The organism is Alphaproteobacteria bacterium PA2, assembly GCA_002256425.1.
Classification (GTDB): domain Bacteria; phylum Pseudomonadota; class Alphaproteobacteria; order Caulobacterales; family Caulobacteraceae; genus Phenylobacterium.
This window is the reverse complement of sequence record NKIZ01000001.1, coordinates 1,742,976-1,761,727: the sequence shown is the minus strand read 5'-3', so window position 1 is coordinate 1,761,727 and position 18,752 is coordinate 1,742,976. Positions and strand designations below refer to the sequence as shown.

Genomic DNA, 18,752 nt, shown 5'->3' with positions numbered 1-18,752 from the left:
CGCGCAGGCGTCCGTTGGGTCGTCCGCAAGAACGGGGCCGGATCAGAACAGGATGAGGCGCGCAATCCCGAGCAGGGCCAGGAAGCCCATGAAGTCTGTGGCGAAGGTCACGACGACGGATGACGAGACGGCCGGATCCCGGCCAAGACGCTCCAGAACGATGGGCGCCAGAATGCCGGCGAAGGCCGCTACGAACAGGTTGGCCATGATCGCAAGACCCATGGTCAGGGCAAGTTTCTGATCATGGAAGAAGACAAAGACCGCCGCCCCCATCACCAGGGCCAGGGCCAGGCCATTCAGCAGGCCGACAATGAGTTCCCGGTTGATCACCCGCCAGGCGTTGGCGGCGTTCAGCTCCCGGCTTGCCAGGGCCCGCACAGCCACGGTCAGGGCCTGGGTGCCGGCGTTTCCGCCCAGGGATGAGACAATCGGCATCAGGACAGCAAGGGCGATGACCTTGGCGATGGTGTCCTGGAACACCCCAACCACTGTCGAGGCGACGACCGAAGTCATCAGATTGATCAGCAACCAGGGCAGGCGGGCGCGGACGATCCCGACAATGTCGGCGTCCCGTCCGGCATCGGACACGCCGGCCAGGGCCAGAATGTCTTCTTCGCTTTCTTCCTGGATAACCCCGACGATGTCATCGACGGTGATCTGGCCCACAAGTCGACCGCCCGGCTCGACAACAGGCGCCGAGATCAGGTGGTACTTGTTGAAGATGTAGGCCACCTCTTCCTGGTCCATGTCGACCGGGATTTCGGTGATCTGATCCATGATCTGCGCCAGGGGCGTATCCCGCGGCGTCTTGAGCAGGTGGCTGACCGGAATGCCCCCCACCGGATTGTGGGACGGATCAACGACATAGAGGTCGAAAAACAGTTCCGGGAGTCGCTCCGCTTCCTTCCGGAAGTGATCAATCGTCTGACCCACGGTCCAGAATTGCGGCGCCCAGACCACTTCCCGCTGCATCAGGCGGCCAGCGGTTTCTTCCTCATAGGACAGGGAGGATTCGATGGCGGTGCGGTCGCCCTCAGGCATGGCCGCCAGAACCTGGGCGCGCTTGTCGTCTTCGAGATCCTCGACGACGTCCACGGCGTCATCGGAATCCATCTCACCAAGGGCCTTGGCCAGGGTAGATGACGGCAACTGCTCAAGGATGTCCTCGCGGATCTCGGTATCGAGTTCCGAAAGGATTTCGGCCAGGGCTTCAGGATCGAGGTGCGCCAGAACTTCTTCACGGTCGCCCTGGGAAAGGAAGCCCATCAGGTCGGCCACGTCGGCCGGGTGCAGGGCCGCCAGCAGTTCCCGCAGACGTTCGGCGTCGCCGCGATCAGCTGCGTCGACAACCATCGCTACGAAGTCGGGATTCAGGGCGTAGTCTTCGCCAAGCGCCATATCCTCCAGGTCTTCGGCGACCTGGGGGGCCAAGGCCTGATCGGCGACGGGGCGCACATCTTCAAGGTGATCGGTGTCGCGGCTCATGCGGACCTCCCCCTTCTAGATGCGTCGACTCGTCTTTACGTCAGCCTTTGGCTTAGACCCTGTTTCACTGGTGCGGTCGAGAAGACTCGAACTTCCACGGGTTGCCCCACAGCGACCTCAACGCTGCGCGTCTACCAATTCCGCCACGACCGCGCGTGGTGAGCCGCGGGGCGTAGCAAAGCCCGGCGGGTTTGTGAAGCGTTTAGAGCGTGTGGCGATAAGTGGGAACCGGCTATCGCCTTGGAACACGCTCCAAGTTTTTGAATTATAGCTCTTTTTCTCCCTTTAGATATTTCGATCCAAAGGGAAAGAGCTCTACGAGTTTCCGCCCGCCATAAAGTCATAGACATCGGCTGGACCGGTGACGGCGATGGAGATCCGCTCGTCATTTATCTGAATTTCGCCCCGGGCTACGGGATAGTTGTTGGCCAGAATCCAGACTTCGTCGTTAGCGGTCGCATCGAGGGGAATCACGGCGCCCCGGCCCATCTTCAGCAGCTGGGCCATGGGCAGAACCGATCGCCCGAGGACGACCGAGATTTCGACATTAACGGAGTTGACTTGACTCAAGATACTGGACCTTTGAATTCCCGAACGAAAACAAGGCGCGAATGGCGACTTGTCTCACCCCTCGCCATATTGTGGGCATCATGCTGAACCGGTCGTTAAGCCCCGCCCAGACGCCGCCGATTTTCGGGAGAAAAGATGGCCAGGCGGTGGAATGGGTGATCTCACGGGGGCCTGTCGGGTACCTGGATGCAGTTCAGGCCATGGAGGCCCGGGCAGCGGCCATTGCGGAAGGCCAGGCGCCTGAACTTGTGTGGCTGCTTGAGCACCCTCCCCTCTACACGGCCGGCGTTTCAGCCAGGTCTGCGGACCTGCTGGAGCCCGACCGATTCCCTGTCTTCGAGTCCGGCCGAGGCGGCCAGTACACCTATCATGGCCCCGGACAGCGGGTTGCCTATGTCATGCTGGATCTGACCGCCCGAGAGCGGGATGTCCGCAAGTTTGTGGCATCCCTCGAGGCCTGGGTGATCGCCGCCCTGGCTCGTTTCAATGTGGAGGGCCAGATCCGCGAGGGTCGGGTCGGGGTATGGGTTGAGCGCAGGACCCCAGGCGCGCCGACCCGCGAAGACAAGATCGCCGCCATAGGGGTCAAAATGCGCAAGTGGGTGTCCTTCCACGGGATTTCACTGAATGTTGAGCCTGACCTTGGCCATTTCAGCGGGATCGTGCCCTGCGGCCAGACCGAGCATGGCGTCACCAGTCTTGTGGATCTTGGCCTGCCCGTGACGATGGATGAGGCTGACGCCGCCCTCAAATCCGCATTTGAAGATCTCTTCGGCCCAACCGAAGGCAAGGCCCCTGCCTAGGGGGCTGGTGGGCCAAACCGGTTGACCCCGGGCTCGCCCCTCATAACGCCCAGTTCGATCACCCCCCAGATGACGACCAGGGTGAACAGAAAGTCGAAAAAGCCCACCGGCTCAGGCCAGGTCGCCGCAAGTGCCACCAGAATCAGGGCCGCGAACCAACCAGACCGCCCACGATCGTGCAGGCGCTTGGAAAGTATGCAGGCGCCACAGAAGAACAGGATCGGATAGACAACCCAACCGGTCAGCCAGTGCAGGGTCGGTCCCACCACGGACTCGTAAACGCTGGCGGTGACGATCAGGACCGCAGCCACAATCAGGAACGGCGTCCGGGAAAGACGCCCCTCCGCAGAAAACAGCAGGTTACCCAGGTCCGACTGCCCGTTCACGCTGACGACTCCAACTTCCCGGTGAGACTGGCCGTCTAGACCAGTTCCAGCAAGACCTCGTCCGCTGCGACAGAATCCCCCGCAGCGGCGCCTACAGACTTCACCACCCCGTCCCGCTCGGCGCGGATGATGTTCTGCATCTTCATGGCCTCGATCACGGCGACAGCCTCGCCAGCACGGACTGTTTGACCGGCTGTCACATCCAGGCTGACCACAAGACCGGGCATGGGCGACAGGATCATCTTGGAGGTGTCAGCGGCCTTCTTGGGCGGCAGCTTGGCATGCAACTCCGCCGACCGGGGCGAGAGCACCAGAACCCGCAGGCTGGCCGCCCTGTGCCGGATGAAATAGCCCTCGGCCGCCGGCCTGACCGCACAGGTGAAGGCCACGCCGTCCAGCCTGCCTCGGAAGGTCGGATCGCCAGGACGCCAGGCTATGTCGCCCAGAACCACCGTGCGGTCATCCTCGACCATGGTCATCCGGTATTCGCCGCCGCCATTGGCGAGCTTGACGTGACGGGTTTCAGAGCCGGCAATCACAACCCACTCGGCACGGGCCAGACCTGGCGAGGTCCGCTTGGTCTGGATCTGCTGCATGGCGCAGGCCACCGAGGCCACCAGATCCCTCTGGAAGTCGGTCGGCGCCACGCCGTTGAAGCCCTCGGGGAACTCATCCTTGATGTAGTTGGTCGAAAGCGCGCCCGAGCGGAACCGCTCCTGGTCCATGACCGCCGCCAGGAAGGGAATGTTCTGGCCCAGGCCTTCGATATGGAAATCTTCGAGAGCACAGCCCATGACGTCGATGGCCTCAATACGGGTCGGCGCCCAGGTCGAAAGCTTGGAGATCATCGGGTCATAGAACATCGAGATCTCGTCGCCTTCGCGCACTCCGGCGTCATTGCGGACAATGGCGCCGTCGGTGAGGGTCCCCTCCTCCGGAGGCGCATAGCGCACCAGACGGCCGATCGACGGCAGGAAGCCCCTATAGGGATCCTCTGCGTAGATCCGGCTCTCAATGGCCCAGCCCTTGATGGCCAGGTCGTCCTGCGAAAACGCCATGGCCTCGCCAAAGGCTGACCGGATCATCTGTTCCACCAGGTCGACCCCGGTAATCAGTTCTGTGACCGGATGCTCCACCTGCAGGCGGGTGTTCATTTCCAGGAAGAAGAAGGACTTGTCCTGGCCAGCTACGAATTCCACGGTGCCGGCGCTGTCATAGTTGACCGCCTTGGCCAGGGCGACGGCCTGGGCGCCCATGGCGGCGCGGGTCGCCTCGTCCAGCAGGGGCGACGGCGCCTCTTCGATGACCTTCTGGTTTCGGCGCTGGATCGAGCATTCGCGCTCGAACAGGTGAACCACATTGCCGTGCTTGTCGCCCAGCACCTGGATCTCGATGTGGCGGGGGCTCTCAATGAACTTTTCGATGAAGATCCGGTCGTCCCCGAAGCTGGCCTTGGCTTCAGCCCGGACAGCCGGGAAGCCTTCCTCTACGTCCTGACGGTTCCATGCGACGCGGATGCCCTTGCCCCCGCCGCCAGCTGAGGCCTTGATCATCACCGGATAGCCGATGTCTTCACTGATCTTGATGGCATGGGCCGTATCGTCGATCTCGCCCACGTGGCCGGGGACTACAGAGACATTGGCCCTGGCTGCGAACTTCTTGCTTTCGATCTTGTCGCCCATGGCCTCGATGGCGTGGGGGTTGGGGCCGATGAAGACGATCCCCTCCTCAGCCAGTCGTTTGGCGAAGCCGGCGTTTTCCGAAAGGAAGCCAAAGCCCGGGTGCACGGCCTGTGCGCCGGTCTCACGACAGGCCGCGACGATCTTGTCGGCCACCAGATAGCTCTGTGCAGCGGGCGCCGGCCCGATGAAGACCGTCTCGTCGGCCATTTCCACGGCCATGGAGTCGGCGTCAGCCTCGGAATAGACCACCACAGTGGCTATCCCCATCCGACGACAGGTCTTGATGACCCGGACAGCGATTTCGCCGCGGTTGGCGATCAGGATTTTCGTAAACATGGACCTCGACTTGGGACTGTTATGTCGACGCGACGGTGTAACCCTTTGACGGGCGCTTTCGTAGATCAGCCAAAGACATTAGAGTGGACAACATGGACAAGCCAGCCGCCTCCCCTTCAGGTTTCGATCTGACACCCCCCGACGCAACGGAACGCAAGCGTCTGGAAAGCGGCCTCAGCCGAGAAGAGGCCGAGGTCTTGCTGCATCACGGCACCGAAGCCCCGTTCTGCGGCGGTCTTTTGGACAACAAGGAGGACGGCGTCTACTGCTGCCGCCTCTGCGGGCTGCCCCTGTTCAAGGCCAGGACCAAGTTCGAGAGCGGAACTGGCTGGCCCAGCTTCCACACGCCATTCGACCAGAGCCATGTCCTCGGGATCCGCGACACCAGCTACGGCATGCTGAGGATCGAGACCCGCTGCGCCCGCTGTGACAGCCATCAGGGGCATGTCTTCCCCGATGGCCCGCCCCCCACGGGCCTGCGCTACTGCATCAATTCAGTCTCCCTGGAATTTGTTCAGACCGAGGAGTCCTTGCGCGATCCCCTGGGCCGCGGCGACGCCTTGGCGATGGCGCCCCTGGGCAGGGAATGACCTGACTCCTCCCACATCAGGTGCTGGAGGATCTGGAACAGGAAGGCCGTGGACCAGCCGATCAGCAGCATGCCATTGACGGCCTCCAGGACCCCGACCACACGCCATTCCACGGGAAGGACGGATCCCGTTTCGCCGAGAGTCGAATAGGCGCTTGTGGAAAAATAGAGGGCGTTTTCCAGGTCCGGCATGATGTTCAGCTTCCAGTAGACCAGGGCGTAGAGCCAGATCTCCAGACCGTGGACGACGAACAGGCCGAGAACGATGCCGACTGGAACCACAATACGGTCCAGGTGGATCCAGGTCGCAAACCGCTCCAGGTGCAGTCTGGTCATGAGCTGCAGGATATCGAGGCCGATAAGGTGGATCAGTACGGTCACGCAGACGATGACTGTCGACAGGCCGAGTTCCGTAACGAGATTGCTCATTCATGGCTTCCGCGTGACCGTTGAAGGATAGAGGGCCACGCCAGGCGGGGCTTTGATTTGCCGCAACAGGAGCGGGGTTGGAAGGCATACCCGCACGGTCAGACCTTCCTCTGAAACATTGTCCGTATCCGTCAGAAAATACCCTCCACTCGCGCCGGACCATTGAGGCGCCTCAAAAATATGCACTCAGCCTGCCATAAGGTTTGACCCTCCGGAAATTATAGGTCCAATGCCGGACTTTCCTTTTCCGTCCCCCGGATTCGCAATGACAAAAAATCACTTTCGAGAGATCACCGGACTAGTCGCCGCAGTATGTTTGGCGATTAGTTCTAACGCTTCCGCCAAGGATATTGTCATTCACGCCGGCAGGCTGATTGACGGTCTGAGCAAGACCCCAAGAACCGCAGTTTCCATACTGATCCGCGACGACCGGATTACCTCTGTTGAGCCCGGCTTTGTCACCCCCGCCGGGGCTGAGATCATCGACCTGACCAAGAGCACCGTCTTGCCAGGCCTGATTGACGCCCACGACCACATTACAAGCGAGTTCACGGGGTCAAATCCTGTCGTCGACGCTGTAACTGGATCCTCATTCGACTCCAGCTTTGTGACAGTGGGCGCAACTTGGAGAACCTTGCAGGCAGGGTTCACAACCGTCCGGGATGTCGGCGGCAAGACCGAACTGTTGATTTCCGCCAGAAAGGCCATCGCCAAAGGCACAATTCCGGGTCCTCGCCTGTATGTCGCCGGTGAGCCTTTGGGACCGACCGGCGGCCATGGCGATCAAGCGAATGGTCTCGCCATAGAATTGACCGATCCAAACTGGAAGAATTCAATTGTCGACAGCCCGGAGGATGCGCGCCGGATCGTGCGCACCATGCGTCGCCAGGGCGTGGACCTCATCAAGATCATGCCCAGCGGCGGGGTCCTCAGCATTGGCGACAACCCTCATGAACAGCTGATGGCCGACGACGAGATCCAGGCGGTCGTTGATACGGCCCACAGCCTCGGGCTCAAGGTCGCCGCTCACGCCCACGGGGCTGAGGCCATCAACAAGGCGGTCATTCTCGGGGCGGACTCCATTGAACACGGGTCCTTCGCGAATGCGGAAACCTACAAGCTGATGAAGGCGCACGGAACCTATCTTGTTCCCACCCTGCTGGTAGGCGACACCGCGATGAAGATTGCTCGGGACCACCCCGAACAACTCAACCCCTCGTCAGCCGCCAAGGCCCTGCAGGTCGGCCCGGTGCTGATCAGGAACCTGGGCGACGCCTTCAAGGCCGGGGTCAAGATCGCCTTCGGGACGGACCAGGGGCTCGCTCCGCATGGCGATAATGGCAAGGAGTTCGCCCTGATGGTCAGGGCGGGCCTGACCCCGATGGACGCCATCCTCTCGGCCACCGCCGGCGGTTCTGACCTGCTGGGTCACGCCGCCGACATTGGCTCTGTCCAGGCCGGACGTTATGCCGACATCATCGCGGTCGCCGGTGACCCGCTTGCAGATGTGACGGAACTCGAGCGGGTGGCCTTCGTGATGAAGGGCGGCGTGGTCTACAAGGCCGATGGCAAGCCTGTCAGGCCCTAGCCTGCCTCAAGGACAGCCAGGTTCATACCCGGGATCCTGAGGGCGCGCTCGTTCAGAGAGTGGCCGTTTTCAAGCCACCATGCCACCGACAAGGCGGCATGGACGAAGCCCCACTGCAGCAGGGTCCGGCTCTCAAGGCCCGAGCATTCTGACATGACGTCAGCCTGCCGCCTCAGGCGTGTGGGCGTCGTCATGGCGGTGGTAGGGCTTCGGAAGATATTGGCATAGTCATAGGCCCGATCGCCGAAAAGGCCCTTGGGGTCTATGGCCAGCCAGCCCTTGTCGCCGAAACCCAGGACATTCTGGTGAGTGACGTCGCCGTGCAGGATCACGGGGCTTTCCGTTTCAGCCAGCAGGCCTTCCGCCAGGGCCGCGGCCTTTTCAAAGACAGGGTGCCGTTCCCGGGCTGCTTTCAGCGCTCTGAACCAATCTGACAGGGGGCGCAGGGTATCGGGCGTCGGCTCTGACCTGGGCCGATGCAGGGTTTCAACGACCTGACACAGGATCCGGGTGGCCTCATCATCCTTGCCGTCAAAGGCCATGCGCGCCAGGCCGTCCGGATCCTCCGCCCGCTCCAGCACGATGACGTCGCCCTCGGCCTCAAGGACCGGAGCAGCGCCCCGGCCGCTCCACCAGGCCATCAGCCGAGCCCCCGCAGCCTCCTCAGGGCTGCCCGCGATCTTCAGCATGGCCTTCCGCCCCCCAGCCAGGACCGGGGCGAGGATGCTGCGGGTATAGGGCGTCTGAAAGGCCCACCCGTCCTGAACAAGACCCCAGCGCTCGAGCCAGGGGTCAAGCTCGGGAAAGTGCGGATCCATGGTCTAGAGCGGGATGTTGTCGTGCTTTTTCCAGGGGTTGGTCAGAACCTTGCCCTTCAGGTTCTTCAGGGCCCTGGAAATCCGCTTGCGGGTCGTACGGGGACTGACCACGTCATCGATATAGCCCCGCGAGGCGGCGATGAAGGGGTTTGCGAAGCGGTCCTGGTATTCCGCCGTGCGGGCTGCAATGGCGTCGGCATCGCCGATTTCCGAGCGGAAGATGATCTCCACCGCCCCCTTGGCTCCCATGACGGCAATTTCCGCCGTAGGCCAGGCATAATTGATGTCCCCCCGCAGGTGCTTCGAGCTCATGACGTCATAGGCCCCGCCATAGGCCTTGCGGGTGATCAGGGTCACCTTGGGCACAGTAGCCTCGGCATAGGCGAACAGCAGCTTGGCGCCGTGGCGGATCAGGCCGCCCTGCTCCTGCTTGGTCCCCGGCATGAAGCCCGGCACGTCCACCAGGGTCACCAGGGGAATGTCGAAGGCGTCGCAGAAGCGGACAAAGCGCGCGGCCTTGCGGCTGGAATCAATGTCCAGAACGCCGGCCAGGACCTGGGGCTGGTTGGCGACAATGCCGATGGTCGATCCATCCATCCGGCCAAAGCCGCAGATGATGTTCTTGGCGAAGTCCGGTGAAATCTCGAAGAAATCCGCCTCATCCACAACCTTGAGGATCAGTTCCTTCATGTCATAGGGCTTGTTGGGGTTGGCCGGGATCAGGGTGTCCAGGCTGGCCTCTTCCCGGTCAGACCGGTCAAAGGTCTCACGGACGGGAGGCTTTTCACGGTTGGAGGCCGGCAGGAAGTCGATCAGCCGCCGGACCTGGGTCAGGGCCTCAAGATCGTTCTCGAAAGCGCCGTCGGCCACACCGGACTTCATGGCGTGGATGCGATAACCGCCCAGTTCCTCGTGGGTGACTTCTTCGTGGGTGACCGTCTTCACCACGTCGGGGCCGGTCACGTACATGTAGCTGGTATCCTTCACCATGAAGATGAAGTCGGTAATGGCCGGCGAATAGACATCGCCCCCGGCGCAGGGGCCCATGATGACGCTGATCTGCGGAATAACTCCCGAGGCCAGGGTGTTCTGCAGGAAGATGTCGGCATAGCCGGCCAGGCCATCCACCCCTTCCTGGATCCGAGCGCCGCCGGCGTCAAACAGGCCGATGATGGGGGCGCCCATCTTGAGGGCCTGCTCCTGCACCTTGACGATCTTGCGGGCGTGGGCGTTGGAAAGAGACCCGCCGAACACCGTGAAATCCTTGGAGAACACGAAGACCGTCCGGCCGTTGATCGTGCCCCACCCAGTGACGACCCCATCGCCGGCGATCTTGTTGTCGGCCATGCCGAAATCAGTGGCGCGGTGCTCGACGAACATGTCGAACTCTTCGAAGGAGCCGTCGTCCAGCAGCAGCTCCAGACGCTCCCGCGCCGTCAGCTTGCCCTTGGCATGCTGGCTGGCGATCCGCCGCTCGCCGCCGCCCTGCCGGGCTTCTTCGCGACGCCGCTCCAACTCATCCAGGATATGCTTCACGGCCAGGTCCCTTGATCGGTCAAATCGAACGCAAAGCCCTAGAGCGCCCAGCAAGGCCTTGCAAGATCACCATGCGTCACCCGCGCTGGCGCTGGAATGCGGGTCGGGATAGATCGGGGACGGACGCTGAGGGACCTGAAGATGCGAATCGCCACCTGGAACGTCAATTCGGTGAATGCGCGACTGGAGACGGTCACGCGCTGGTTCGAAGAAGCCCAGCCGGACGTCGCCTGCCTCCAGGAAATCAAGTGCGTCGACGAGAAATTCCCGGCCGAAGCCTTTGAAAGGCTTGGCTATAACGTCGCCGTCCATGGCCAGAAGACCTATAATGGCGTGGCGATCCTCTCCAAGACGCCTCTTGAGGATATCCGCAAGGGCCTGCCTGGCGACGATGCGGATGAGCAGGCGCGCTACCTGGAGGCTGTGGTCAGTGGGCCCCGCCCTGTCCGGGTCGCGTCAATCTACCTGCCCAATGGCAATCCGATCGGAACCGAGAAGTTCGACTACAAGCTGGCCTGGATGGCCCGCCTCAATGCCCACGCAAGGGACCTGCTGGCCCTCGAGGAGCCCCTGGCCCTGGTCGGCGACTACAACGTCATTCCAGAAGCCCGTGACGCCTCCCATCCCGAGCAATGGACCAAGGACGCCCTGGCCCAGCCGGAAAGCCGAGGGGCCTTCCAGGCGCTGAAGTGGCTTGGCCTGACCGAGGCCTTCATGGCGATCGATGGCGCCGCTGAAAGCTACACCTTCTGGGACTATCAGGCCGGCGCCTGGCAGAGGAACAACGGCATCCGCATTGACCACGCTCTGCTCTCCCCCCAGGCCGCAGACCTGCTCACCGGCTGCGCCATTCACAAACACGTGCGCGGCTGGGAAAAGCCCTCGGATCACGTGCCCTTCATGATCGAGCTGAACCTCTGAGCTTTGTTGAAGTCTTGAGAGGGGTTAGCCTCCGCCCATGAAGGAGATTCCCCAGCTTCTCTTGCTCCTGGTGCTCGCCGGGATTGCGGTGACGGCAGCCGGGTCTCTGGTCGCCTGGTACATGCAGGAAGTGCACACCCTGGCCAGGGCCATGAAGCGGGTCCTGGGCGGACGCCCTGACGCCATGATCATCGCCCACGGTCGAGGCCGCGCGGCAGGGTTCAACTTCGCCAACGACACTTGCGCTGTCGCCTGGGACGCCGGGAACTGGTGCCTGGTCTACCGGATCGAGGAGCTGGCGGGCGCGGAAGTCATGGTGGACGGGATCGTGGTCGCCCGCGCCTTTCGCAATGAGCCCCGCAAGGCCCTGGACCAGACCGTACCCGACGCCAACCGGGTCACCTTGCGGCTGATCTTCGATGATCCCCACCATCCGGATTTCGAGCTGGACCTGTGGGTTGTCGGCGACGAGATCCGCCGTCGTGGCGAAGCAACGGCCACTGGCGCCATCAAGGAAGCCAACCGCTGGATGGCCCGGGCTGAAGCCATCCTCAGACGCCCGGGCGCACCAAAGGCCGCAGCCGTCCGTCCGCCCCCACCGCCCCCGTCTGAACAGCCCACCCTATTCGACGACGACCCCGACGATCTATAACTTGACGCCGTAAATTTATAACTCCACTCTGGATGGCGAAGGTTTCGGGAGGGTTCCATGGTCAATCTCTTGTCGGCGGCGGTGTTCTTCGTCCTGCTGCATCTGCTGGTCTCCGGCACGACACTGCGGGACACCATCACCGGAAGGATCGGTCAGGGCCCCTATATGGGTCTGTTTTCCCTGGCCTCGGTCGCGGGCCTGACCTGGCTGATCATGGCCTATGGCGCCGCCCGACACGAAGCCTGGAACCAGGCCTTCTGGACCATCACCCCGGTGACACGCCACATCCAGCTGGGATTGATGGCATTGTCCTTTCTGCTGATCGTCCCGGGCCTGACGACACCCAATCCGACCAGCGTGCGGCAGGAAGGCTCCCTGGACCGTCCCGACGTCGTCAGCGGCATGCTGCGGATCACCCGCCATCCCTTCCTCTGGGGCGTCGCCATCTGGGCGGCCGGGCACCTGCTGGTGAATGGCGACATCGCCTCCATCCTCCTGTTCGGTTCGCTGCTCGCCTTGGCGATCTTCGGAACAAACAGCATTGACGCCAAGCGCAGGCGCGCCCTGGGCGAAACCTGGGACGGCTTCGCCGCCCAGACCAGCAATGTCCCCTTCGCTGCCATCCTGGCCGGACGCCAGCCGCTCAAGATCGGTGAAATCGGCTGGTGGCGCATCGCCCTCGCCGTTGTGATCTATGCAGGTCTGCTGATGGGCCACGCCGCAGCATTCGGCGTCCGCGCCCTGCCCTAGACACCCATGGAGAACGCCACGCCAGCCTCGGCGTGGACAATGGCCGTATCGACCACCGGCAGGGCCAGATCCTCGGGCGAAATCAACAACCCGATCTCTGTACAGCCAAAGATCACACTGTCAGCCTCGACCGAGCGCGCGATCATGGCCAGCACCTCAGTCTTGGACACCTCCGTCACCAAACCCTGAACTAGCTCGTCATAGATGATGGCGTGCAGCCTCGCCCGATCATCTGCATCAGGAACCGAGGCCGAAATCCCCATGGCGGCCAGGCGGTCGGTGTAGAACCCCATCTCCATGGTGTAGCGGGTGCCCAGCAGCAGGGGCTTGCTGCAGCCCAGGGCCTTGATCGCCCCACCGGTCGCATCGGCGATATGGATCAGTGGAATACCCACCGCCGCCTCAACCTGGGGCGCGCAGACGTGCATGGTGTTGGCGCCGATCATCAAGGCCTCAGCGCCGGCGCGCTCCAGGGCTTGAGCCACCTTCACCAGCTCAGCGCCAGCCGCGTCCCAGTTGCCCCTGGCCTGAAGCTCCGCCATGGGGGCGAAGTCGATGGACCAGATGACCACTTCAGCAGAATGCATGGGCCCCAGGCGCTCCCGCACCAGGCGGTTGAGCGTCTGGTAGTAGTAGGTCGTACTCTCCGCGCTCATCCCGCCCAGCAGGCCCAGGGTTCGCATGGTTTAGAGGTCCGCGTAGACGTGGCTCTCGCCCGCCATGCCTGGATGGGTCACCGCGCCCTTATGGGGCGGGCCCACCAGCTGGGCGTACTTCCAGAGAGCGCCTGACCCGTAATTGGTCACCTTGGGCGCCCAGTGACGCTTGCGGTTTTCCAGTTCGATGGGGTCAACTTCCAGTTCGATGGTTCCGGCGTCGGAGTCGATGCTGATGATGTCGCCATCCTGGATCAGGGCGATGGGGCCGCCCAGTTGCGCTTCGGGTCCGATGTGGCCCACACACAGACCACGGGTGCCCCCCGAGAACCGGCCATCGGTAATCAGGGCCACCTTGTCGCCCCGACCCTGGCCGGAAATCGCCGCCGTGGTGGACAGCATTTCGCGCATGCCCGGACCGCCTCGCGGACCTTCATAGCGGATGACCAGAACGTCGCCGTCCTTGTAGTCGCCGGCCTCGACCGCGTCGAAACAGGCCTGTTCGCCATCGAAACAGCGGGCTGGCCCGCGATGGCTGCGGTGACTGGTCATGCCGGCCACCTTGACGATGGCGCCATCGGGGGCCAGCGAGCCCCACAGGCCGACCACGCCGCCGGTAGGCGACAGGGGATTGGAAACAGGACGGATGACCTCCTGGTCATCGCGCCAGACCACGTCCTTGAGGTTCTCGGCGATGGTCTTGCCGGTCACGGTCATGCAGTCGCCGTGGATATAGCCGCCTTCCAGCAGGGTCTTGAGCAGCATGGGCATGCCGCCCGCCTCGCCCATGTCCTTGGCCACGAAGCGGCCGCCGGGCTTGAGGTCGGCGATATGCGGCGTGCGGGCGGCGATCTCGGCGAAGTCGCGCAGGGTGAATTCGATGCCGCACTCATGGGCCATGGCCGGCAGGTGCAGGCCGCCATTGGTCGAGCCGCCAGTCGCCGCGACCACGGCAGCGGCGTTCTCGAAGGACTTGCGGGTGACGATGTCCCGGGGCCGCAGGTTCTCGGCGATCAGGCGCACCACACACTCGCCCGAGGCCACGGCATACGAGTCACGGGCCAGGTTCGGCGCCGGGAGGGAGGCCGAAAGCGGCAGGGCCAGGCCCATGGCTTCAGACACGCAGGCCATGGTGTTGGCGGTGAACTGACCACCGCAGGCGCCGTCCGACGGGCAGGCGTGCTCTTCGAGGCTGCAGAGATCCTCAAGGCTCATCTTGCCGGCCGAGTGCATGCCGACGCCTTCGAAGACATCGACCACGGTGACGTCCTTGCCCCGCCAGTGGCCAGGCAGGATGGAGCCGCCATAGAGGAAGACGCTGGGAACGTTGAGGCGCAGCATGGCCATCATCATGCCCGGCAGGGACTTGTCGCAGCCGGCAATGCCCACCAGGGCGTCATAGCCGTGGCCGCGCATGGTCAGTTCCACGGAGTCGGCGATCAGGTCGCGGCTCACCAGGGACGAGCGCATGCCCTCGTGGCCCATGGCGATGCCGTCCGTCACGGTGATGGTGCAGAATTCGCGAGGCGTGGCGCCGGCCGCCTTCACCCCTTCCGACACCGCATGCGCCTGGCGCATCAGGGCGGTGTTGCAGGGCGCAGCCTCGTTCCAGCAGGAGGCTACCCCCACGAAGGGCTGGGCGATCTCGCGGGTGCCCAGGCCCATGGCGTAATAATAGGAGCGGTGCGGCGCGCGGGCCGGACCTTCGGTCACATGCCGGCTCGGCAAACGGGACTTGTCCCAGCTTCCATCGGGCTTACGGGTCATGGCGGGGCCTCCGATCAATTGGAGGGGCATCCCTAAACGCCCGGGCCCGACCTTGGAAGTCTCAGATCGCGCGAATTACGGGTTCGGCCAGTCCGGAAGCGGCCTTTTCACGGACTTGCCCTCCTCCGTCGCGCCGAGATTGAGCAGGAAGCTGGCCATGCCAGCCGCCCCCTGCATGTAGCCCGTCTGGGCCTGGAGGAAGTCGGGCCGGTCGCGGTGTTCGGCGTGCAGCCACCGACGACGACCATCGGAGACTTCCGACTGGGCGACAATCACCTCGGCGCAGCGGCGGGCGATGTCCCGATAGGCGGGATCCTCGGTCCGCTTTTCCATCAGCAGGGCGAACTCGCCGACACCAGCATCGCCGCAGCACTGACCGTAATTGTTCCAGAAGCCCTTGGAGCGGGTCTCCGGGGCGCCCGTGGCCAGGAGGCCATCCATCAGGGTCTTTGCATCATCCAGCCAGTTGGCGTCGCCAGTGATGTCGTAGAGCTCGAGCAACAGGCGCCCCGTCCCCGCCGGGCCATGACAGGCGCCCAGATAGAAGATCGGGTTGCGGGCCTCTTCCGTGTGGCAGACCAGCCGACCAGTCCCCACAGGGTGCGACCGGCTCATGGTGTAGTTGGCGGCGGCCATGGCGGCGTCGAGATAGCGCCCCTCCCCCGTCGCCCGATGCAGGCGGGCCAGCAGATAGCCAACCCCTGCTCCACCATGGGCGAAGTTCGGCGCAGTGAACGGGAATGGCATGTCCGACATCATCTTCCAGCGCAGGCCGTCGGGGTCGTCCTCGGCGACCTCAAGCAGGCGCTCACAGACCTGGACCGCCCACTTCAGGGCATTGGGGTGGACGCCGTGCTCGTGGGCGTAGAGCAGGATCAGGGCGGCGCCTGCAGCGCCAACGGACTGATCGTAGATCTCACGGTCGCCTGTCATGCCAGTTATGTCTGAAAAGGGCATGGGCTCGATCCAGCCCACTCCGGCGCCAAGGGGGACGGCCTGGGCCATGAGCCGCTCAAGGCAGACCGCCGCCATCTCCTTGAAATCGTTACGGCCGGTCGCCAGGGCCAGCTCATTGAGAATGAAGGCATAGCCTGGCCATCCGGTCGACGGGCTGACCGAGAGCCAGTCCTTGGCCTTCACATAGGCCATGACGTCTTCACCGGCCGCGACCGCCTCAGGCAGGGCCTGATCGTCCAGCCCTGCGGCGTGAAGTTCGAGAAGGGTCAGTATGACGCCGGAGGATCCCCGATAGAGGCTGCGGTCTGCACCGGACTTCGCCTCGTCCGTGCGCTTCCATCCCGGCTGGCCCTCCAGTTTCTGGGCGCGGATGAAGGCCACGGCCTCCTTGGCCGCCGTCAGTTGAGGATTCATGGTTCCGCCCTTCCTGTTCTTGCCGCCAAGAGTGCGCGAACCGGAAGGCGGGTCAAGCGCAGGGCCCCCTGACAATCGCCGAAAAGCCGTTATAGGATCGCGGGGCAGCGGGTCAGCAAGACCGCGCATTCGGCCCCCAAGGGGCAGGGAGAGGAAACATTATGGCCACAAAGACATTTCCCGTGGAAGCGTCACACATTCTCATGTTCGCCAGATCTGTCGGCGACGGAAATCCGGTCTATTCCGACGCGGAGTATGCAAAAACCACCGAAGCTGGCGGCATTATCGCCCCGCCGACCTTCCCCCAGGCGAGCGCCCAGTTCGACCCGGACTACTTCCTGCGCCCCAAGATCGGCCAGCCCTGGTTTGGCTCGGGCAAGAACCCCACAGGCATTACCCGCGCCCCGGGCGGCGGTGGTGGCGGTGGCGGCGGCGGCGGGCTGCACGCTGAACAGCACTTCGAATATCACCGTCACCTCAAGGCCGGCGACGTCCTGACCGCGACCACCTTTCCCGGCAAGACCTGGGAAAAGGAAGGCCGCCGGTCCGGCAAGCTGGTCTTTTCCGAGAGCGTTACCGAATACCGCGACCAGAACGGCGAACTGGTGATCACCGCCCGCGGCGTCGGTGTCCGCACCGAACGTCCCGTCGAGCAGAAGTAGGAGACTCCATCATGGCCCTCAGTGCAAAAAACCTGAAGGTGGGCGACGTCCACACCGCCAAGCTGGTGGAAGACCTCAAGCGCACCCAGATCGTCCAGTACGCCGGCTCTTCAGGGGATTATAACCCCCTGCACACCGACGAAATCTTCACCACCCAGGTGGCTGGGTATCCCAGCGTCTTCGCCCACGGCATGCTGACCATGGGCATGACCGGCAAGATGCTCACCGACTATGTGGGTGACGCCCGCCTGACCAAGTACGGCGTCCGTTTCACCAGCCAGGTCTTCCCGGGCGATGACCTGGAAGCCAAGGCGACCGTCAAGGCCCTGTCCGAAAAGGACGGGGTCATGCTGGTGGAACTCGACGTCTCCACCACAAACCAGAACGGTGTTGAAGTGCTCAGCGGCTACGCTGAAGCCCGCATCGACGCCTGACTCTGAAAACTGCAAGCGAGACGCCTCCGATGACCAAGCCATCTGCGCCGCCGTCGGGGGCCGAACGCTTGCGGTCAATTCTGGCCGGAGCGGCGGGAAATCTGGTCGAATGTTTTGACTGGTTCACCTACGCCGCCTTCGCCCTCTATTTCGCCAAGGTCTTCTTCCCGGCCGGGGACCAGACCGCCCAGCTCCTGAACTCCGCCGCGGTCTATGCCGTGGGCTTTTTCGCCCGGCCCGTGGGCGCCTGGCTGATGGGACTGTACGGCGACCGGATTGGCCGACGCGCCGCCATGATCGCCTCGGTCTGGCTGATGTGCCTTGGCTCCATGACCATCGCCCTCTGCCCCGGCTATGAGAAGATCGGCATTGCTGCGCCGATCATCCTGGTCCTGGCCCGTATCCTTCAGGGGATCAGTATGGGCGGGGAGTATGGAACCAGCGCCACCTACATGTCCGAGATGGCCGGACGGCATAACCGGGGCTTCTGGTCAGGTATCTTCTACGCGACCCTCATGGCGGGACAACTCCTGTCCCTCTGCCTGCTGTTGATCCTCAACCAACTCCTCTCCCAGGCCGAAATGCAGGCCTGGGGCTGGCGCATACCCTTCTTCATCGGCGGGGCCCTGGCCCTGGCCGTCTTCTGGTTCCGGCAGGGCATGGATGAGACCCCGTCCTTCAAGGCCAGGACAGGCGAAAGGGCCACCACCTGGGGCCTGTTGAAGAAACATCCCCGGGAAAGCCTGCTGGTGATGGGGCTGACCGCCGGCGGCACCCTGGGCTATTACACCTTCGGCACCTACATCCAGAAGTTCCTGGCCAATACTTCGGGCTTCACCAAGGACCAGGCCAGCCAGATCACCGCCATCGCCATGCTGATCTTCATCCTGGCCCAACCGGTCATGGGCGCCCTGTCCGACAAGGTCGGTCGCCGCCCCCTGCTGATCGGCTTCGGCATTGTCGGCAGCCTGATCACCTGGCCGGTCCTGGCGACCCTGGCCAGGACCCATGACATGCTGAGCGCCATCGGCCTGGTCACGGGCGCCCTGCTGGTGGTCAGCGCCTACACCTCGGTGAACGGCATTGTGAAGGCTGAACTCTTCCCCACCGAGGTCCGCGCCCTGGGGGTCGCCCTGCCCTATTCCATCGCCAACGCCCTGTTCGGCGGCACGGCGGAATTTGTCGCCCTATGGTTCAAAAAGGCAGGGCATGAGACCTGGTTCTTCACCTATGTGACGGTGGTGATCGCCGGTTCCCTTCTGGTCTACATCACCATGCGCGACACCAAGAAACACAGCCAGATCATCGAGGATTGAC

Annotated in this window: 19 protein-coding genes and 1 tRNA gene; 9 read left to right on the top strand and 11 right to left on the bottom strand. The window is 63.4% G+C overall.

Annotated elements, in window-relative coordinates:
- Positions 1–42: 42 nt before the first annotated feature.
- The 3 genes from mgtE to CFE28_08425 all read right to left on the bottom strand — a co-directional run bounded on the left by mgtE (position 43) and on the right by CFE28_08425 (position 2,073).
- Entirely contained in the window at positions 43–1,485 is a 1,443-nt protein-coding gene (mgtE, locus tag CFE28_08435) for a magnesium transporter (GenBank protein OYU70016.1), read from the bottom strand.
- A 68-nt stretch (positions 1,486–1,553) separates the two neighbouring features.
- Positions 1,554–1,638 (bottom strand) — tRNA-Leu (locus CFE28_08430).
- A 162-nt stretch (positions 1,639–1,800) separates the two neighbouring features.
- Positions 1,801–2,073, bottom strand: a complete 273-nt coding sequence (locus CFE28_08425) for a hypothetical protein (GenBank protein ID OYU70015.1) — start codon at positions 2,071–2,073, stop codon at positions 1,801–1,803.
- Between the two features lie 62 nt (positions 2,074–2,135).
- Between CFE28_08425 and CFE28_08420 the strand changes: the two genes are divergently transcribed.
- Positions 2,136–2,858, top strand: a complete 723-nt coding sequence (locus tag CFE28_08420) for a lipoate-protein ligase B (protein OYU71627.1) — start codon at positions 2,136–2,138, stop codon at positions 2,856–2,858.
- Here the strand turns inward: CFE28_08420 and CFE28_08415 are convergent.
- Positions 2,855–3,244 (bottom strand): hypothetical protein, encoded by a 390-nt coding sequence (locus tag CFE28_08415; protein OYU70014.1) that lies wholly within the window; start codon positions 3,242–3,244, stop codon positions 2,855–2,857. The two genes, CFE28_08420 and CFE28_08415, sit on opposite strands and share 4 nt — an antisense overlap.
- Positions 3,245–3,279: 35 nt before the next feature.
- Positions 3,280–5,262 (bottom strand): acetyl/propionyl-CoA carboxylase subunit alpha, encoded by a 1,983-nt coding sequence (locus CFE28_08410; protein ID OYU70013.1) that lies wholly within the window; start codon positions 5,260–5,262, stop codon positions 3,280–3,282.
- 92 nt (positions 5,263–5,354) lie between these two features.
- Between CFE28_08410 and msrB the strand changes: the two genes are divergently transcribed.
- Positions 5,355–5,852 carry a peptide-methionine (R)-S-oxide reductase gene (msrB, locus tag CFE28_08405; GenBank protein OYU71626.1) on the top strand — a complete coding sequence of 166 codons (498 nt, stop codon included), beginning with the start codon at positions 5,355–5,357 and terminating at the stop codon, positions 5,850–5,852.
- Here the strand turns inward: msrB and CFE28_08400 are convergent.
- Positions 5,777–6,280, bottom strand: coding sequence for a K+ channel TrkA-N (locus CFE28_08400; GenBank protein OYU70012.1), 504 nt, complete (start codon positions 6,278–6,280; stop codon positions 5,777–5,779). The two genes, msrB and CFE28_08400, sit on opposite strands and share 76 nt — an antisense overlap.
- A 265-nt stretch (positions 6,281–6,545) precedes the next feature.
- On the opposite strand from CFE28_08400, the gene CFE28_08395 reads away from it, so the two are divergent.
- Positions 6,546–7,868, top strand: a complete 1,323-nt coding sequence (locus CFE28_08395) for an amidohydrolase (GenBank protein OYU71625.1) — start codon at positions 6,546–6,548, stop codon at positions 7,866–7,868.
- Here the strand turns inward: CFE28_08395 and CFE28_08390 are convergent.
- Positions 7,865–8,686 (bottom strand): hypothetical protein, encoded by an 822-nt coding sequence (locus CFE28_08390; protein OYU70011.1) that lies wholly within the window; start codon positions 8,684–8,686, stop codon positions 7,865–7,867. The two genes, CFE28_08395 and CFE28_08390, sit on opposite strands and share 4 nt — an antisense overlap.
- Positions 8,687–8,689: 3 nt before the next feature.
- Complete coding sequence (locus tag CFE28_08385) at positions 8,690–10,222, bottom strand: methylmalonyl-CoA carboxyltransferase (GenBank protein ID OYU70010.1); 1,533 nt, start codon at positions 10,220–10,222, stop codon at positions 8,690–8,692.
- A 141-nt stretch (positions 10,223–10,363) separates the two neighbouring features.
- Here CFE28_08385 and xth point away from each other — a divergent pair, with 141 nt between their 5' ends.
- Genes xth through CFE28_08370 form a run of 3 tightly spaced genes read left to right on the top strand, consistent with a single transcriptional unit; the run spans position 10,364 to position 12,545 of the window.
- A complete protein-coding gene (gene xth, locus CFE28_08380; GenBank protein ID OYU71624.1) occupies positions 10,364–11,143 on the top strand; it encodes an exodeoxyribonuclease III in 780 nt (259 codons plus the stop codon).
- Between the two features lie 37 nt (positions 11,144–11,180).
- Positions 11,181–11,795, top strand: coding sequence for a hypothetical protein (locus CFE28_08375; protein ID OYU70009.1), 615 nt, complete (start codon positions 11,181–11,183; stop codon positions 11,793–11,795).
- Between the two features lie 57 nt (positions 11,796–11,852).
- The gene (locus tag CFE28_08370; protein ID OYU70008.1) at positions 11,853–12,545 is read left to right on the top strand and encodes an NnrU family protein; all 693 of its coding nucleotides are present in this window, start codon (positions 11,853–11,855) and stop codon (positions 12,543–12,545) included.
- Here the strand turns inward: CFE28_08370 and CFE28_08365 are convergent.
- The 3 genes from CFE28_08365 to CFE28_08355 form a co-directional block, all read right to left on the bottom strand.
- The gene (locus CFE28_08365; protein ID OYU70007.1) at positions 12,542–13,228 is read right to left on the bottom strand and encodes an aspartate/glutamate racemase; all 687 of its coding nucleotides are present in this window, start codon (positions 13,226–13,228) and stop codon (positions 12,542–12,544) included. The two genes, CFE28_08370 and CFE28_08365, sit on opposite strands and share 4 nt — an antisense overlap.
- Positions 13,229–13,231: 3 nt before the next feature.
- On the bottom strand, positions 13,232–14,968 hold the full coding sequence (gene ilvD, locus CFE28_08360) for a dihydroxy-acid dehydratase (GenBank protein OYU70006.1): 1,737 nt from the start codon (positions 14,966–14,968) through the stop codon (positions 13,232–13,234).
- Between the two features lie 75 nt (positions 14,969–15,043).
- Complete coding sequence (locus CFE28_08355) at positions 15,044–16,468, bottom strand: hypothetical protein (GenBank protein ID OYU70005.1); 1,425 nt, start codon at positions 16,466–16,468, stop codon at positions 15,044–15,046.
- Between the two features lie 32 nt (positions 16,469–16,500).
- On the opposite strand from CFE28_08355, the gene CFE28_08350 reads away from it, so the two are divergent.
- From CFE28_08350 to CFE28_08340, 3 genes are read left to right on the top strand one after another with little or no spacing between them, the layout of a single operon-like run.
- Positions 16,501–17,001, top strand: coding sequence for a hypothetical protein (locus CFE28_08350; GenBank protein ID OYU70004.1), 501 nt, complete (start codon positions 16,501–16,503; stop codon positions 16,999–17,001).
- A gap of 11 nt (positions 17,002–17,012) precedes the next feature.
- The gene (locus tag CFE28_08345; GenBank protein ID OYU70003.1) at positions 17,013–17,435 is read left to right on the top strand and encodes an acyl dehydratase; all 423 of its coding nucleotides are present in this window, start codon (positions 17,013–17,015) and stop codon (positions 17,433–17,435) included.
- A gap of 29 nt (positions 17,436–17,464) precedes the next feature.
- Positions 17,465–18,751 carry an alpha-ketoglutarate permease gene (locus CFE28_08340; protein ID OYU70002.1) on the top strand — a complete coding sequence of 429 codons (1,287 nt, stop codon included), beginning with the start codon at positions 17,465–17,467 and terminating at the stop codon, positions 18,749–18,751.
- The last annotated feature ends 1 nt before the right edge of the window (position 18,752 follow it).